The sequence below is a fragment of the Chryseobacterium sp. R2A-55 genome (assembly GCF_021401085.1).
In the GTDB taxonomy this organism is placed as follows: domain Bacteria; phylum Bacteroidota; class Bacteroidia; order Flavobacteriales; family Weeksellaceae; genus Kaistella.
Genome location: NZ_JACBFP010000001.1, coordinates 440577 through 457358, shown reverse-complemented (window position 1 = coordinate 457358; position 16782 = coordinate 440577). Strand labels below are relative to the sequence as shown.

At 42.4% G+C, this 16782-nt stretch carries 14 protein-coding genes; 9 read left to right on the top strand and 5 right to left on the bottom strand.

What is annotated here, in order from left to right; genetic code table 11:
• Positions 1-43: 43 nt before the first annotated feature.
• A complete protein-coding gene (locus tag L0951_RS02035) occupies positions 44-910 on the top strand; it encodes an MBL fold metallo-hydrolase (RefSeq protein WP_234109190.1) in 867 nt (288 codons plus the stop codon).
• Positions 894-1544, top strand: a complete 651-nt coding sequence (gene coaE / locus L0951_RS02030; protein WP_234109189.1) for a dephospho-CoA kinase — start codon at positions 894-896, stop codon at positions 1542-1544. Before L0951_RS02035 ends, coaE begins: the two co-directional genes overlap by 17 nt.
• A 66-nt stretch (positions 1545-1610) precedes the next feature.
• Here coaE and L0951_RS02025 read toward each other — a convergent pair whose 3' ends face one another.
• Positions 1611-7343 (bottom strand): T9SS type B sorting domain-containing protein, encoded by a 5733-nt coding sequence (locus tag L0951_RS02025; protein WP_234109188.1) that lies wholly within the window; start codon positions 7341-7343, stop codon positions 1611-1613.
• Positions 7344-7776: 433 nt separating this feature from the next.
• Here L0951_RS02025 and L0951_RS02020 point away from each other — a divergent pair, with 433 nt between their 5' ends.
• From L0951_RS02020 to L0951_RS01995, 6 genes are all read left to right on the top strand, one after another.
• A complete protein-coding gene (locus L0951_RS02020; protein WP_234109179.1) occupies positions 7777-8349 on the top strand; it encodes a 1-acyl-sn-glycerol-3-phosphate acyltransferase in 573 nt (190 codons plus the stop codon).
• 118 nt (positions 8350-8467) lie between these two features.
• Entirely contained in the window at positions 8468-8896 is a 429-nt protein-coding gene (locus tag L0951_RS02015; protein WP_234109175.1) for a PaaI family thioesterase, read from the top strand.
• Between the two features lie 60 nt (positions 8897-8956).
• The gene (locus L0951_RS02010) at positions 8957-9940 is read left to right on the top strand and encodes a chorismate-binding protein (RefSeq protein ID WP_234109172.1); all 984 of its coding nucleotides are present in this window, start codon (positions 8957-8959) and stop codon (positions 9938-9940) included.
• Positions 9941-10000: 60 nt separating this feature from the next.
• The gene (locus L0951_RS02005) at positions 10001-10384 is read left to right on the top strand and encodes a VOC family protein (RefSeq protein ID WP_410685762.1); all 384 of its coding nucleotides are present in this window, start codon (positions 10001-10003) and stop codon (positions 10382-10384) included.
• 53 nt (positions 10385-10437) lie between these two features.
• Complete coding sequence (locus tag L0951_RS02000; RefSeq protein ID WP_234109170.1) at positions 10438-11544, top strand: 5-(carboxyamino)imidazole ribonucleotide synthase; 1107 nt, start codon at positions 10438-10440, stop codon at positions 11542-11544.
• Between the two features lie 63 nt (positions 11545-11607).
• The gene (locus tag L0951_RS01995) at positions 11608-12039 is read left to right on the top strand and encodes a CBS domain-containing protein (protein ID WP_234109168.1); all 432 of its coding nucleotides are present in this window, start codon (positions 11608-11610) and stop codon (positions 12037-12039) included.
• Positions 12040-12081: 42 nt separating this feature from the next.
• Here L0951_RS01995 and L0951_RS01990 read toward each other — a convergent pair whose 3' ends face one another.
• Both L0951_RS01990 and L0951_RS01985 read right to left on the bottom strand, forming a co-directional pair.
• Entirely contained in the window at positions 12082-12981 is a 900-nt protein-coding gene (locus L0951_RS01990) for a DMT family transporter (protein WP_234109165.1), read from the bottom strand.
• A gap of 1 nt (position 12982) precedes the next feature.
• Positions 12983-14194 (bottom strand): MFS transporter, encoded by a 1212-nt coding sequence (locus L0951_RS01985; RefSeq protein WP_234109164.1) that lies wholly within the window; start codon positions 14192-14194, stop codon positions 12983-12985.
• A gap of 193 nt (positions 14195-14387) precedes the next feature.
• Here L0951_RS01985 and purE point away from each other — a divergent pair, with 193 nt between their 5' ends.
• A complete protein-coding gene (gene purE, locus L0951_RS01980; protein ID WP_234109163.1) occupies positions 14388-14888 on the top strand; it encodes a 5-(carboxyamino)imidazole ribonucleotide mutase in 501 nt (166 codons plus the stop codon).
• A gap of 53 nt (positions 14889-14941) precedes the next feature.
• Here purE and fahA read toward each other — a convergent pair whose 3' ends face one another.
• The gene (fahA, locus tag L0951_RS01975; RefSeq protein ID WP_234109162.1) at positions 14942-16189 is read right to left on the bottom strand and encodes a fumarylacetoacetase; all 1248 of its coding nucleotides are present in this window, start codon (positions 16187-16189) and stop codon (positions 14942-14944) included.
• 63 nt (positions 16190-16252) lie between these two features.
• The gene (locus tag L0951_RS01970) at positions 16253-16717 is read right to left on the bottom strand and encodes a hypothetical protein (RefSeq protein WP_317207187.1); all 465 of its coding nucleotides are present in this window, start codon (positions 16715-16717) and stop codon (positions 16253-16255) included.
• Positions 16718-16782: the final 65 nt, after the last annotated feature.

Here is a 16782-nt window from a genome sequence, read left to right as displayed (position 1 = left end):
AAATCGCTGACAACGCTAACAATGCTGACAAAATAAATATCATATGAAACTCTATCCCATACAATGTGGAAAATTTAAACTCGACGGTGGCGCCATGTTCGGTGTAGTGCCGAAATCACTATGGCAAAAGACCAATCCCGCAGATGCAAATAACCTTATAGAACTCGGAACCCGCTCGCTTTTGGTGGAAGACGGCAAAAAACTCATCCTCATCGATTGTGGATTGGGAAACAAGCAGGACGAGAAATTCTTTGGCCACTATTCGCTTTGGGGCGATGATTCGCTGGATAAAAATCTGAAGAAATATGGTTTTGTGCGGGAGGATATTACCGATGTTTTCCTCACGCATCTTCATTTCGACCACTGCGGTGGAGCAATTGAGTGGAATGATGACCGAACCGGTTACAGATCTGCCTTTAAGAATGCACATTTCTGGACGAATGAAAACCACTGGAAATGGGCCACTGAACCGAATGCAAGAGAGAAAGCCAGTTTTCTGAAGGAAAATATTCTGCCGATGCAGGAAAGTGGACAACTCAATTTTTTGCCCATTCCCCAAAATGGTAATTACGGCTTTGCGCCGGATTTGAAAATGGATGTGATTTTCGTGGACGGACACACCGAGAAACAAATGCTTCCGGTAATCCAATATCAGGAAAAAACAGTTGTCTTTGCAGCGGATTTGATTCCCACCGTGGGACATATTCCGCAGGTTTACGTGATGGGTTATGATACCCGACCACTTTTGACCATGGACGAAAAAGCGAAATTCCTGAAACAGTGTATTGATAACGAATACCTGCTTTTCTTCGAACATGATGCACACCACGAACTTTGCTCATTAAAAATGACCGAAAAGGGAGTTCGGTTGGATGAAGCTTATACCATGAACGATGTTTTCGGATATTAACCAGCAGCCGGCGGAAAATGCCGAACCCTTGCCGACCCATAAAGTGATCGGATTGACCGGCGGAATTGGTTCGGGAAAATCCACAGTGGCGAAATTCATCGGGGAAATGGGTTTTCCCGTGTATTCCTCTGATGTGCGCGCAAAAGAAATCGTGAATGAAGATGAACTTTTAATGAAGGGAATCATTGAACTTTTAGGCGAAAAAGCATACGATGAAAACGGTCTGTATGACCGGAAGTATGTTTCCGAAATCGTTTTCAATAATGAAGAACTTTTATTGAAATTAAACGGAATGATTCATCCCGCAGTGAAATTTGATTTCGAGAAATGGGTAGCTAGACAAGCTACAGAATTTGTTTTTAAGGAAACGGCGCTGCTTTTCGAACTGAATTTAAATGAAAGTTGTTTCAAATCGATTCTGGTCACAGCTGATGACAATTGCCGTATCAAAAGGGTAATGGATCGCGACGGAAAAACCTACCGTGAGGTCAAAAACGTGATGCATCACCAAATGCCGGAAAAAGACAAGATCAAAAAAGCCGATTTTGTGATTTTTAATAATGAGGGAATTACCGAACTGAAGACAGAAACGGAAAATATAATCCACGAATTATTGGCATTGGGCAAATCTTAAAACCCCTTGAAAAAATAAAAAAGACCCCTGAACTCCGATTAGAGTTCAGGGGTTTTTGTGAACAGGTTATTCCCGGTTTTTCACCAGAACCCAACCTGTGTATTCGGAAAGTGAGTTCATGCCCGGTTCAATCCAGTGCATCACTACCCAATAACTTCCGGTAGGAACAGGTTTGCCGTTTGCGGTTCCGTTCCACGTGAATCGGTTTGTTTTGTCACCTGCAAAAATCAGTTTTCCGTATCGGTCATAAATCTGCATGAAAGGTTCTTCTTTTTTCAACATGCCGGAATAATTCAAAAAGTCATTGAATCCATCGCCATTCGGTGTGATCACGTTGTAAGGCTCGAATACATAGATGTCTGCAGTGACCGGAGCACAATTATCTGCGGAGATTACAAAGATGGTGTGGTCGCCACCTTTCACGTTGTAGAAGACATTTGATGACTGATAGTTTCCACCATCAATCGCATACTGATATGGAGGGTTTCCGCCGGTAACCTGCACAGTGACCGTACTTCCCTTGATTTCAACTCCCGTGATTACCGGAAGTGCAACCGCAGTTACCTTCACGTGTTGTCGGTACACACAGGTTCCCGTTTTCAGATCTACCCAGTAATTTCCAACCGGAACAGTGATGGATGAAGAAGTTTCGCCGGTACTCCACAAATAACCGTCGAAACCTGGACCCGCGTCGAGTACCGTAGTTGCTTCGGGGCAAATCTTTGCGTCTTGCAGTGTGGTGGAAACATTCGGTGATTTAAACAAGAGGTGTAAAGTGCCGATCATATCGCAGAATCCTGTTTTCGAGAATCTTAAATAGAAGGTCTTGTCGCCACTGATCGTTTGCGTTGCAGTAACCGGATTGGTTTCGTTTTGCGCGTCTTGCAGCGTGGCATAATATTTTGCGGTAACCGCTGCATCTGTGGTGAACTCTGATTTGTATGATGCGAGATTAACATTTTCGGAACCGTTCAAATCATTGTCGCAAACCGTAACCGTATATGCGGTGGTAATCAAAGGAATATTTGGTCCAAATTTAAAATCCAGCTGTTTCCATTCCGGTGGACAGTACGGTGAATTTGCCCTTACCCAAATGGTGGTATCCGTGGAATAACTCCATGTTGATGGATTTGGAATGTAATTGCTGTTTCCCGCAACTGCATCTGGCAAACTTAAGTAATAATGAACCGTAAACAGCGAAGCATTGGTGATAATCGAATTCGTTACCGTATCTAAATTCACTGGAATCACTCCATCGAAGTTATCGTCACAACTGGTAAAATTGTATCCGTTCAGTTTCCAAACCGGTTTCGGAGATTCTGTAATGGTAATGGTTTTCGTGAATACGCATCCGGAAGCATTGGTGAATGAAATGGTATAAACACCGGCGTTCAAGGTTGCAGTATTGGTCGTAGAAATTACAGTTGTTCCTTTTTTCCAAGACCAAGCGGTGTAAGTTGTTTCCGCATTTAATGTGATGGAACTTCCCTGACAAATGGTGTATGCATTAAGTAAAGCTGTAGGTGTGGACTGTTTGAAGATGACATCCAGTTTTCCGATGGCGTCACAGAATCCGGTTTTCTTAAATCTGTAGTAGAAAGTGGTATTTCCGGTGATGGTCTGTGTTGCGGAGATATTCGGGGTGTTTGCCTGTGCATTGGCCAAAGTGGTGAAAAACCTCACCGTAGCTGAAGCATCCGTGGTAAAGAGATTTCTGTAATTTCCGAGGTTGATGTTTTCGGAATTGTTTAAATCATTATCGCAAACAATGACTGAATCGGCATTGGTCAGCAAAGTAAGATCGGTTCCAAAAGTGAAATTCAGTGGATACCATTCTCCTGGACAATATTGGGATTCTGCCCTCACATAAATCGTGATATTTGAATTGTAGCTCCAGGTGGCAGGATTTGGGATAAAGTTGTTGTTTCCTGCAGCGGCATCTGCTGCATTCAAATAATATCGAACCGTGAACAAAGGCGCGTTGGTAATAATTTGCGGCGTAATCAAATTCAGATTCACCGGAATAATTCCATCGAAATTGTCATCACAATTCACCCCGTTAAACGCCGGAAGATTCCAAACCGGTTTCGGCGATTCAGTGATGGTAATCGTTTTGGTGAAAATACATCCGGAAGCATTCGTAAATGCAATGGTGTAAACTCCGCCGGTCAGCGTTGCAGTATTGGTCGTAGAAATTACAGTTGTTCCTTTTTTCCAAGACCAAGCGGTGTAAGTTGTTTCCGCATTTAATGTGATGGAACTTCCCTGACAAATGGTGTAGGCATCAAGTAAAGCTGTAGGTGTGGACTGTTTGAAGATGACATCCAGTTTTCCGATGGCGTCACAGAATCCGACTTTCTTAAATCTGTAGTAGAAAGTGGTATTTCCGGTGATGGTCTGTGTTGCGGAGATATTCGGGGTGTTTGCCTGTGCATTGGCCAAAGTGGTGAAAAACCTCACCGTAGCTGAAGCATCCGTGGTAAAGAGATTTCTGTAATTTCCGAGGTTGATGTTTTCGGAATTGTTTAAATCATTATCGCAAACAATGACTGAATCGGCATTGGTCAGCAAAGTAAGATCGGTTCCAAAAGTGAAATTCAGTGGATACCATTCTCCTGGACAATATTGGGATTCTGCCCTCACATAAATAGTGATATTTGAATTGTAGCTCCAGGTGGCAGGATTTGGGATAAAGTTGTTGTTTCCTGCAGCGGCATCTGCTGCATTCAAATAATATCGAACCGTGAACAAAGGCGCGTTGGTAATAATTTGCGGCGTAATCAAATTCAGATTCACCGGAATAACTCCATCAAAATTGTCATCACAATTCGCCCCGTTAAACGCCGGAAGATTCCAAACCGGTTTCGGGGTTTCAGTTACGGTCACTGTCTGTTGATAGGTACATCCTTCCGAATTGGTAAAGTTCACGGTATAGGTTCCTGCACCAGCAGTAATGGTTTGGGATGTGGCACCGGTACTCCATAGAATTCCGGTATATCCTGGTCCTATATTTAGAACGGTTGTTCCTCCCTGACAAACTGTAACAGTGGGTGGAAGTGTTGGCGAAGGTGTACCCGTCTTGAATGAAATATTCAGCACTCCGATTTCATCACAGAACCCTGCTTTAGAAAACCGGTAATAAAAAGTAGTATTGCCGGTAATTGTTTGTGCAGCAGAAATTACCGCGGTATTGTTTTGCGCATCTGCAAGCGAGGCGAAGAATTTCACGGAAACTGAAGTATCTGTGGTGAAATTGGTGATATAATTGTTGAGGTTAATGTTTTCGGTATTATCCAAACCAACGTCGCATACGCCTTCATTCACAGGATTGGTAATGCTCACTTTGGGTCCGATGTTGAGCATGACCTGCATGACTACCGGTCCACAAACACTCGGAGAGACCACTCTTACCCAAACCGAATTGGTTGTTGGCGAGAAACTGTGAATCCCTGTGATGTTATTGGTGCCGCCTGCATTTGCAAAAGCCTGCGTGGTGTAATATAAAGTATTGAATGCGGTTGCATTTTGCACGATGACCGGCGTGACTGTGCTTAAATCCACTTTGTATACCCCATCAATGATTCCGTCAAGGTCTTCGTCGCAATGGATTTTGGTGTAAAGCGATGGATTCACTAAGGGAGGGGCCGTGATTTTGAGTTCAATTTTAGCGGTGTTTGTGCAGCCAAAAGCATTGGTCAGTTTTACATATACAAATCCCGGTGCGGAGGTGTAGCTTGTCCATTGTGCTGCCGGAATAGGGTTCGTCAATGCCGCATCGGTGAAATATGCCTTAGTTGCAGAAGTATCCGGAGTCACCGCTGCCGAAGTCAGGTTGAAAACGGCTGTGCCGGTTGCAGAGCATGCGTTGAGAACCTGGTCGTAATGCTCAATCTGGTGCAGATTGACAGTCGCTTGCGCTACTTCTGTATCCGGAAACGTTCCGTTCCCCTTAAATGAATATTGAAAGGTGTCAGTTCCGGTGGCGTTGACGTTGGCGACGTAGGTAATTGCCCCAGTCGTGTTATTTACCGTGGCAGTTCCTTTGCTAGGCGGCGTTTCGATCTTTACCGAAGCCGGAATTAAAGCTTGGGTGCTTAATGCAAAACCTGGATTGATTACCGTGGTGTCGCAAATATCGTATTCATAATTGGTATAGGAGGTACAGTTGTAGAATTTGAAATCTGCGGTTTGTATTTCCGGACAAGAACCTTCCTGAATTTTCACCGCATATATTCCCGCCTGCGTTGGGCTGTAATTAAAGGTATTGTTAATTCCCGGAGCTGGGCTGTAGGTGCCGTCTGCATTTTTGATGAGCCAAAGGTAAGAACTGAATCCTTCCGTTACCGAAAGTGTTACTCCCGGTAAGCAATTCCCACTAGTTTTGATAATGGCCGGAATAAAAGAAAATCCTGCGAAATAACCGCCATAACCAACAGCGTCATTTCCTGCTGAGATTCCTGCGGTGACTGCACGAGTAGAGAAAATAGCAACATTACCAGAAATGCCTGGAAACGAGTAGGTCACCCAATTGCTGTTTCCGGATATATTATACGGACCATTTGCTGCAGTAATGGGGAGTGAAACGCCATTCCGCTTAACATCAATGGTGGCTCCTTTTTCGGTAATGATATTCAATTTTGTGGGAACATTAAGTACTCCGCCTGGATTACCGTTTGAGACAAAGTAATTTTCGTCGATTTTCCCTATTTCATCAATTTTTTTCGGGAGATAGCAGCTTAATGGCGGAATGTAGTTAAATCCACCGGTAGCAACCTCAGAAGTGCCTCCGTCGCCAGCCAACAGCTGATATACGTATGCGTTTTTGCTGGTGCGGACATACATATTATAATGAGTCCCACCTTGTAGGATGTAGGCTGTGTTGTCCGTCAAATAAAATTGACCGGCATTCAAAGTGGCAACCGCAATTGGATTTCCGTTGACGAAAACCTGTGTTCCATCTTCATGTGCCACCACCATTGCCTTTTCCATATTGTTGTTAATATTTCCATTACCTTTCATGAGCACAAAGTCAGTTCCCAAACGGTCCACTGGCACGCCCTGGTCCATCAAAATGTCAGAAGAACTGCTGTAGTTTCCGGCATATTGTCCGTTAAAATTTCCGTTGGCAATAACCACGGGTTTGGAAGCTGTAATCTTGGCTCCGATGAATCCCTGGTAATTTTGACTGTATGTTCCAAGGCCGTCGATAATATAGGATTGCCCCTTGTTTAATGTAAAAGTGATTTGGGTTCTCGGCACATTATCAGAAAAAACGACACTGGGCTGGAAACCTGTCACCGTAACAGAAGTACCGTCCTCGGTTGCCATTACGCTCGTCATGAAATTAAGAATGCTGTTGTACACCGTTATTGGAGCCATTACTGCCCTGAATTCTGTGCCTTTTCCTGCTGTCCCTTTTGATGTTTGAATTTCGCCGTGATTGTTAACCGAAAATCTGAAACTCGCGAAAAATGGCTTGTCGCCATTTAAATAATAACCCATCGCCACCGGTTTGAACAAACTCGACTGACTGGTGGTAATGATTTGACTTCTCTGTGCATTTGAAATGATGTGTCTTGCTGGATTGTTTTTACTGATCATATAACTTGCGATCACAGCATTATTGAAGTAAACATCTACTTTGAATGGAGTAGTTTCACTGGTTGACATGTAAATGGATTGGTTCTGTGAGCCATTACCCACTCGGTCCACCATCGGCGCAAACCAGTGCTCGCGGTCAAGCTGTGCGTTTGAGAAAAAGTAAAACAGAGAAAATAAAAGGAGTAGTAGTTTTTTCATTCTGATATTAAAATTCTTCACAAATGTAATATTTTATTGATAAATCGTAAAGAATATTAACAATTTATTGTCATGTAGTAATTAGTGGCTAAACCGCGATTTAATCATGGTTCCACGTTTTTTCTGGTTTTGGTCTTGGTCTTTTTTTCAAGCTATGGAAGGTGTGGGTGATTTTTTAAGGTGATTTCCGGAAAACTTTAAAGAAAATTTAACATTCAAAATTCGGTCTCCTGTCTTAAAAAGTATAATTTCGTGTTGCAGTTTTATCAGATCATTTTTTTTGTCTTAAAACTTTATAGTCATGGTACAGTTTGTCATAGAAATCGCAGTGAAAATCATAGATTTCATCAGCAGTTTATTTTAGTTAGCATATTAATTCAATATATTTGTAGGGTATAATCAATTCGGTTTGGTTATGCCTTTTTTATGGACTATGAAAAAAATACTTGCAAAACTCATCCTGAAAATTATCGGATGGAAAGTGGTTCTACAGGGCGATGTAGATAATCTGAACCGGTGTATCCTTGTTGTAGCGCCGCATACACACAATAGCGAATACCTTTTGGGGAATCTTGCCTATTGGTCGTTGGGAAAACCCTTAAAAGTGATCATTAAAGATGCCCATACCAAAGCTTGGTACGGTGGCATTGTGAAAGCAATTGGCGGCATTGGAATTGACCGCTCCCAGAAAAATGACCTTGTGAATTTCGTGGCAAAGCAATTCGAAAAAGAAGATTTTAGCTTGGTCATCACGCCGGAAGGAACCAGAAGCTGGGTCCCAAAATGGCGAAAAGGATTTTATCACATGGCTTTAGCAGCTAAAGTGCCGATTGTGCTTGCAGCTGGTGATTTCAAACGAAAAGTCATCAATCTTGGTTACCTCATCCCTTATGAAAAAATCGCATCCGAAACTTATGAGGAATTAATGAAGGAAATCCAAGATTATTACGTGAAATTCGATGTTCAGCCGAAAATTCCTGAAAACTGGAATCCTTCGATCTATTGATAATTAATTATGAAACTCGCATCGCTTATTTTCTTGAACAGGGATTGAAGTGATCAGTCAACCAACACGATCGTCTAAGGACTAGTCACGAATTTGTCCACAAATCATACAAAAACCAATGAATTTTAACAATAAAGAACAGATTTTAGATCGACTCAATAATTGGGGGAAAGAAAACATGGCGAAATTTCTGGACATCATTTTCACGGATGTTACGGAAGAATCTTTAACCGCGACCATGCCTGTAACTCCCAAAGTTCACCAACCCTACGGAATTCTGCACGGCGGTGCAAGCTGCGTTTTGGCGGAAACTTTGGGTTCCTGTCTTTCGGTTCTGCATGTGGATACCGAAAAAGTGGTCCCGGTAGGAACCAATATTAACTCCAATCACCTTCGGAGTAAGAAGGAAGGAACTGTGACGGGAACCGCACGTTTCATCCGCAAAGGCAACACAATGCATGTTTCGGAAATCGAGATTCGTGACGAGAAGGGAAAGCTCATCAATCACACCACGATGACGAACAATATCATACCGAAACCCGAGTAAAGGTGACGGAGGTTTACCGTGTAGTGCAGTTATCCTAAGAAAAGCAAGTATAAAATCAAAATGATTTATTTCCGGTTTCCATTTTCAGAATCCATTTGTACCCTGAACGAAAAATCCGGGCAAGAATCCGTTTCTTTCGTTTCTTTTGACGAAAGTGATACGCTTGAATTCAAGGGAAAAATAGAGAACATTTCACTGGAAGCTTTCAGGGAAAAACCTGTTTTTTCAGATTCCCTGAAAGCGGAACTTTTGGATTTTAAGGAAGAAAGTTCATCCGAATATCAAGAAAAATTGGAACAGGTCATCCGGTTTATCAAAGAACACCAACTTTCAAAACTGGTGATTTCAAGGCGGAAACTGATCAGTTTTGAAGTGGAAAAAATAAACCTTTCCGAAACTTTTCTCAACTTGTGTGCCTCTTATCCAAACGCCTTCGTCTATTTTTTTGTCAAGGATACAAAATGCTGGATGGGAGCTTTCTCTGAGCTTTTAGGTAAATTCCAGCCATCCACTTCTGAATTTGAAACCATGAGTTTGGCGGGAACCCTTCCCAACGAAGAAACCTGGACTGAAAAAGAAATCGAAGAACAAAAACCGGTCACCGATTTCATTAAAAATATTGTTGGAAGGTATTCCGAAAATGTGGAACAATCAGCCACTTATGACCATGTTTCCGGGAATATCAAACATCTTCGAACAGATTTTAAGGCAAAAATAAAACCCGAAAATCTTGACGAAATCATCTCTGAACTTCATCCAACTCCCGCCGTTTGCGGAATTCCCAAGGATTTCTGCAAAATGGCAATTGAGCGTTTTGAGCAACACCCGAGGAATTTTTATGCAGGTCATATCAAGGTGGAAACCCCCGAAAACGTGCAATATTTCGTAAATTTGCGCTGTGCTGAGTTTTTTTCAAATGCGGCTCTGATTTATGTCGGTGGCGGAATCACGGCAGAAAGTTCACCGGAAAAAGAGTGGCGTGAAACCGAACTGAAGTCCGAAGCGATTCTGAAAAATCTCCGGTGCGAGCAGCGGAATGACTGATTCCTTATTTGGAATGAGTTATGAAGCCATTATTAGTTCTTAATTCTTCTTTATTAATAAATGGAATTGAAGATTCATCATATCGCAATCATCTGCTCCCGGTACGAAGTGTCGAAAAAATTCTACACCGATATTTTAGGCTTAAAAATTCTACGTGAAGTGTACCGGAATGAAAGGGATTCCTGGAAACTCGATTTGGGAATTGGCGAACACTATGTGATTGAACTTTTTTCCTTTCCAAATCCTCCGAAAAGACCATCCGGACCAGAAAGTTGCGGTTTAAGACATTTGGCTTTTTCAGTGGAAAGTGTGGAAGAAAAGAGAAGCGAATTCATGCAAAAAGGTTTGGAGTGTGAAGAAATCCGGACAGATGAATTCACCGGCAAGAAATTTTTCTTCACCAATGATCCGGATGATTTGCCTTTGGAATTTTATGAACAATAGCAAAGGGAGAGGTCATAACCTGTTCAAATCAAAATAATCAAAACAAAAAATACATGAAAATCGGAATCCTCGGCGGCGGACAGCTCGGAAGAATGCTCATTCAAAACGCATTGAACTATGACGACGAATGGTTTACCATAGATCCGTCAGAAGATGCACCGTGTGCCGGAATCTCAGATTTCACCCAGGGAAATTTCAATGAATATGATCAGGTTTTCGATTTCGGAAAAGGCAAGGATGTGGTGTCCATCGAGATTGAGCATGTGAATGTGGATGCGCTTTTGGAATTGCAGAAATGTGGCATCAAGGTCATCCCAAGTCCTGAAATTATTGAAACCATCCAGCAAAAAATCCTTCAGAAGGAATTCTACAAAAAACACGGGATTCCAAGTCCTGACTTTCAAATTATTCAAAACAAATCAGAGTGCAGTTTTCCTTTGCCTTTCGTGCAGAAAATGAATACAGGTGGGTATGATGGAAAAGGAGTGCAGGTGATTAAAACCAAAGAAGATTTGGCAAAATTATGGAACGTTCCGTCGGTTTTGGAGAATTTGGTGGATATTGAAAAGGAACTCTCAATCATCGTGGCTAAAAATGAAAACGGAGAAACCAAAACCTTTCCCGTCACCGAAATGGTTGCTGATCCGAAACTGAATTTACTCGATTTTAATATCTGTCCGGCAGATATTTCGAATGATGTTCAGGATCAAATCCACAAAATTGCCGGTCAGTTCATCCAAGCCGCAGATTCTCCGGGACTTTTCGCAATAGAATTATTCCTGGACAAAGCGGGAAAAGTTTGGGTGAATGAAACCGCACCGCGACTCCACAATTCCGGACACCAAACCCAGGAAGGAAACGCCAATTCGCAGTTTGAACAGTTTTATCGGGTGCTGAAAAATCTTCCGCTTGCAGATACAGAAGCAACGTGTTTTTCCGGAATGTTGAATCTGGTGGGCGAAGAGAATTTTCGCGGGAAGGTGAAGTATGAAGGAATAGACGAAGTCTTAAAACTCCCGAAAACCTATGTCCACCTTTACGGAAAAACCGAGACCAAACCTGGCCGAAAAATGGGACACATCAATGTTTTGGCGGATTCCCGGGAAGCACTTTTGGAGAAGCTTATCCACATAAAATCTTTGGTGAAGGTGATTTCGTAGGATTGTTCCTGGATTTTTTCATTTAAAAATTTGTAGTAACTTTAACGTACAAATATTTTTGCCATGAGTAACGTTGCTACAATTTTCGCCCGAAAAGGAGGCTTCAATCACCTCACGATTGAGCCGGAACAAACTGTTTTAGAAGCACTTCGGATGATGGCCGACAAAAATGTGGGCTCCATCGTGGTGCAGGATTCCACGGGTTACCTTGGAATTTTTACCGAGAGAAATTATTCCCGAAACGTCATCCTTAAAAACCGCCATTCCCATGACACGAAAGTAAAGGACGTGATGACCACCGATTTACCGCAACTCAAATTGCTGGATTCTCTGGAGTTCTGCATGAAAACAATGTCCGATTGCAATGTGCAATATCTTCCCGTTACAGATGAGGGAAAAATGCTCGGAGTGATTTCCATCAAAGACCTGATTCGCGAGCAAGTTCATCAGCAGAAGGATTTGGTGAAGTATTTGCAGAATTATATCCAAGGATAGTTTTGATTTGGAAAGCCCGTCTGTCGGTCAGCTCGCCAATCTTCACCCTTTCCTGAACATCTCTTTTTTATAGTTCGTCATAAAAACGCCTAAAATAATCATCACCGTGGAAGCGAGGAATTCTGCGGAAATTTTCTCGTTCAGAACAAGCCATCCCAGGAAAATTGCAATAATCGTATTTATATATGAAAGCAATGATATTTGCGTCGGCGAGACTTTTTTCAAGGCATAGTGAAATGCAAAATAGGCGGCAACCGAGCCAAAAATTCCGAGATAGACCATTGCGGCAAAACTTTTCAAAGTCCACTGAGAAACGATGATTTCCTTTGAAAATAAAAAGCCGAAAATAATTTGGATTATTGCGGCCACTGAAAACTGGTAAAATAAATTCAGGGAGATGTTCTGATGTTGAAGGTTGAGTTTCTTGGTGAAAATGGAACCTAAAGACCAACCCACCACTCCAATGAAAATGGCAACCAGTCCCCAAAGGTAATTCGGGTTTGCCAAATCATGAAGTCCGTCTTTAAAGATTAAGACAATTCCGCCGAAACCTAAAATAATCCCCAAAAGCGAGCGGAACGTAAATTTTTCGAGACCGATAAATATGCTTCCGATAAAAATCATGATGGGTGACGACGCCGTAATCAGCGAAGCCAAACTGCTGCTGATATGTTCCTCAGCAACGGTGGTCATTCCATTGGCCACAATGAGCATCAGCATTGAAAAAAGAATCTGAATTCTAAAATTTTTCCAGCCGATCCACTTTAATTCCTTGTTGTAGAGAAGAATCAGCAATAATAAAACCGCTGCTACCAACTGCCGGATTCCGGCAACAAACCAGGGCGGAATGCTCTCCACCGCGATTCGGATTCCCAAAAATGTGGTTCCCCAAACAATCCCTACCGTGAGTATTGCGAAAATGAGCTTTAAATCCTTAAACATTTTAGAAATCCAATTTTTGTCGGTTTGAAAGGGATTTGATTCCAATCGCCGAAATAATACACAGCAAAATTAAGACGATCCATAAGGTGTTATATCCAAAATGATCCGCCACGAAAGCGCCTCCTGCAGGAGCAATAATGCCCGAAAGCGACCAGGTAAAAGTATAAGCCGATGCGTAACTCGCACGATTTTCTTCACCGGCTCTCAATACAACAAAGGTGTTGATAAACGGCAAAGCAAGCATTTCGCTCAAGGTAATGAAAATAATGGCAACCACTGCTGAAACCACCACGGAAACCAGTGGAAACAGGAATAAGGCAAATCCGATTGCGGCAATGAAGATTCCCGCATAAATGTAGATAATTTCCTTTTTCCGGGTTTGCAGGTGCTGTACCAAAACCATTTCGAAAATCGCAATCAGGATGCCGTTCAGCCCCAAAATACTTCCTGCCAAGGATTCGTCAATATGCTGAATGTCTTTCCAGAAAACCGGTACCAGTTTGAAAACCACCAAAAAACACGATATGTAGATCAAAATCAGGAACAAAAACTTTATATAAAGGGTGTCTTTCCATGGGGATTTTGCTTTTTGGGTGAGTTTTTCAGTGACACTTTTTTTATGGAAATTGATTTTTGGAAGGAGGAACAGGATCAAAATCCCCACCATGATATTGGTAACTCCCTCCACGAAAAATAAAAGATGGTAATCCATTGCCGCCAGAATTCCGCCCACCGCAGTTCCCAATCCCATTCCAAGATTGACCGCAAAACGGTTCAGCGAATAAGACTTGGTAATCATTTCGGGTTTTGCATAATAGGCAATTGCCGTGAAGTTTGCCGGCCGAAACGCTTCACTGACCAATCCTATGAGCACTGCAAAAACGCAGAGCAAATTGAAATTCGTGATCTGTCCGAAGAAAATAAACAGAATTCCGGTGGATAGACTCATGAGAATCTGCACGGATCGAAATCCCATTTTCTTCATCATAAAAGCACTCGACAAAGAACCCAAAACTGCCCCCACTCCGAAAAGCGTAATCACCAAACCTGCATCAGCAAGACTTCGCCCGAAGATTTTGGTCACGTAAACACTCATGAAAACCGCTGCCATGGTTCCCATTCTGTTGATGAGCATCACCAAAGAAAGCATCCAGCTTTCCCTGCTCAATCCGCTGAAAGCAGTGTGGTAAGTTTTGAGAATTTTATGGAGCATAAACGAGTCGTGGAGGTTCAGAAAATATTTGCAAATGTAGATTTTATGGGAGGATTGGACAATGATGTGCCCTAAATAATTTCGATGGTCAAGGCTGATTTGCAAAATAAAATGCAATACCCCAAAATTTCATTAACTTTAAACCTTGAAATTTTAAGTACAACAGTCCACGGACAGGCTTTAAACTAAAACTATGGTCGGAATAATTATGGGCAGCCAAAGTGATTTGGCAATCATGCAACAGGCAGCGGATTTTTTGAACGCTCTGGAAATTCCTTATGAACTGACGGTTGTTTCCGCACACCGCACTCCGGAAAGGATGTTCGATTATGCGAAATCCGCAAAAAACCGTGGTTTGAAAGTCATCATTGCAGGCGCAGGAGGAGCGGCACATCTCCCGGGAATGGTGGCGAGCTGCACCACTTTGCCGGTAATTGGCGTTCCGATCCTTTCCTCAAATTCTATTGACGGATGGGATTCTGTGCTGTCGATTTTGCAGATGCCTTCCGGAATTCCGGTAGCAACTGTAGCGTTGAACGGTGCTGCCAATGCCGGAATTTTAGCGGCCAAAATTCTCGGAACTTCAGATGAAGGGATTTCCAAAAAGTTGGATATTTATCAAAACTCATTAAAGGAGAAAGTTTTGGGAACGGTAGATGAAATCAGGAAAAACCATCCCAATCATTATGACTGAAAAAACCGCAATCTTGGAGAAAGGTTGCGATTTTTATTAAGGGGTAAAGCCGATTAATTGGCCGGCAAGATTTTACCCCTCACTTCGCCGAAACCAACACGGATTCCGTCTTTTTCAGCGAAACCACGCATGATCACCGTATCGTTGTCTTCAATGAATTTTCGTTCGGAACCATCGCTCAGTTTCAAAGGATTTTGTCCGCGCCAGGTGAGTTCGAGCATCGATCCGAAAGAATTTGGATCTTTCCCGGAAATGGTCCCCGAAGCGTACATGTCGCCCACTTCCACATTGCAGCCATTCACGGTATGATGCGCCAATTGCTGAGTCATATTCCAATACATTTCCCTGAAATTGGATTTGCAGATGAGGTTTTCTTCGCCGTTTTCGGGTTGAATGGAAACCTCCAAACTGATGTCGAAATTTTGGTCGCCGTTAAATTTAAGGTAGTCCAAGACTTCCGGTTCCTGCTTTGGTGATGCGGTTCTGAAAGGGTTTAATGCTTCCAAAGTCACTACCCAAGGAGAAACCGAACTGCCAAAGTTTTTGCCTAAAAATGGTCCGAGCGGAACATATTCCCAGCTTTGGATATCTCTTGCAGACCAGTCATTAAACAAAACCATTCCGAAAATGGCATCTTCTGCATCTGCAGTGGAAATGGTTTCGCCCATTTCGGTATTTTTGTTGACGATGAACGCCATTTCCAGTTCGAAATCCAGCTGCTTTGACGGGCCGAAAACCGGTGAATCAGCTCCTGGTGGTTTCATCTGACCTTTCGGCCGAATAATATCTGTCCCGGAAATCACGATGGAAGAAGCCCTTCCGTGATAACCCACCGGAAGATGCCGCCAGTTTGGAAGGAGCGCATTTTCTGGGTCACGGAACATTTTTCCCACATTGGTTGCATGCTCGATGCTGCTGTAAAAATCGGTGTAATTCGGCACATGCACCGGCATCATCATTTTGACCTGTTCTAGTTCAAAGAAACAATCTGACATCGTTTTTTCGTCATTGGCCAGTTTGGAATCTTCACCTAAAATCTGCTGCAGCTTCAGCCGCACAGCGTTTGTGACCGGTTTTCCGAGTTCGATGAATTCGTTTAGGGTGTATGCTTCAAACACGTTTTCGTCCAGACCTTCAATGTCATCGAAAAATCCGTAATCGTACAGCGTGGCCAAATCAATGACCAAATCGCCGATTCTGGTGCAGCACGCAATGTAGTCTTTGTTAAAAACCGCTACACCAAAGGGAATATTATGGATTGAAAAATCAGAATTTTGGGGATAATCTACAAATGATTTCATAGGATGGGTTCCAGGTCTTCCATCGCTTATCGCATAAGCCGGAGACCCGGGTTATTGAAAAATTTATTTTTTGTTAAAGGCACTTTCCTCGATCCATCGTTCTTTGGAATTGACATCGATCAGATAGAGTATTTTTTTCTGTTGGGTTAGAAGCAAGGTTTTGGTAATCGGAATCGGGATTTTCTCACCTTCCAATTGATCGGATCTCAAGGAAATAACATTGTGTTTTGAGCGCACCACATCGCCGGAAAAAACGTTGGAAGTGCTTTCGCCATTGGATTTGTCATCAAACATTTCCACAAAGGTGGATTTGTTTCCTTTGATGATGATGAAGTTCCTTTCGGTATGATCCGGGAAATCTTTGATCAGCACAAATTTCGAATCATCGATATTCACATTTTGAAGATTCCTGTTAATGCCATGTTTTTCTTCAAGCCGGTCAAGTATTGCGTTCAAATTCCCATATTGTGCCTTTATACCGATAAAGGCCACCAATAGAATTAATGCAAGAATTTCCCTTTTTATCACTATTTTTCTTCTTTAGACAAATTGGTTTGTTTTCCTAGTTTCTCTTTTTTTTGAACTTCTTTTTT

What these genes read in the sequence shown, in the direction of transcription:
- L0951_RS02010 (WP_234109172.1), top strand. Translation starts at nt 8,957, where the DNA reads ATGATTTATTTCCGGTTTCCATTTTCAGAATCCATTTGTACCCTGAAC.
- L0951_RS02035 (WP_234109190.1), top strand. Translation starts at nt 44, where the DNA reads ATGAAACTCTATCCCATACAATGTGGAAAATTTAAACTCGACGGTGGC.
- L0951_RS02015 (WP_234109175.1), top strand. Translation starts at nt 8,468, where the DNA reads ATGAATTTTAACAATAAAGAACAGATTTTAGATCGACTCAATAATTGG.
- L0951_RS01990 (WP_234109165.1), bottom strand. Translation starts at nt 12,981, where the DNA reads ATGTTTAAGGATTTAAAGCTCATTTTCGCAATACTCACGGTAGGGATT.
- fahA (WP_234109162.1), bottom strand. Translation starts at nt 16,189, where the DNA reads ATGAAATCATTTGTAGATTATCCCCAAAATTCTGATTTTTCAATCCAT.
- L0951_RS02000 (WP_234109170.1), top strand. Translation starts at nt 10,438, where the DNA reads ATGAAAATCGGAATCCTCGGCGGCGGACAGCTCGGAAGAATGCTCATT.
- L0951_RS02005 (WP_410685762.1), top strand. Translation starts at nt 10,001, where the DNA reads ATGGAATTGAAGATTCATCATATCGCAATCATCTGCTCCCGGTACGAA.
- purE (WP_234109163.1), top strand. Translation starts at nt 14,388, where the DNA reads ATGGTCGGAATAATTATGGGCAGCCAAAGTGATTTGGCAATCATGCAA.
- L0951_RS01985 (WP_234109164.1), bottom strand. Translation starts at nt 14,194, where the DNA reads ATGCTCCATAAAATTCTCAAAACTTACCACACTGCTTTCAGCGGATTG.
- L0951_RS01995 (WP_234109168.1), top strand. Translation starts at nt 11,608, where the DNA reads ATGAGTAACGTTGCTACAATTTTCGCCCGAAAAGGAGGCTTCAATCAC.
- L0951_RS02020 (WP_234109179.1), top strand. Translation starts at nt 7,777, where the DNA reads ATGAAAAAAATACTTGCAAAACTCATCCTGAAAATTATCGGATGGAAA.
- coaE (WP_234109189.1), top strand. Translation starts at nt 894, where the DNA reads ATGTTTTCGGATATTAACCAGCAGCCGGCGGAAAATGCCGAACCCTTG.
- L0951_RS02025 (WP_234109188.1), bottom strand. Translation starts at nt 7,343, where the DNA reads ATGAAAAAACTACTACTCCTTTTATTTTCTCTGTTTTACTTTTTCTCA.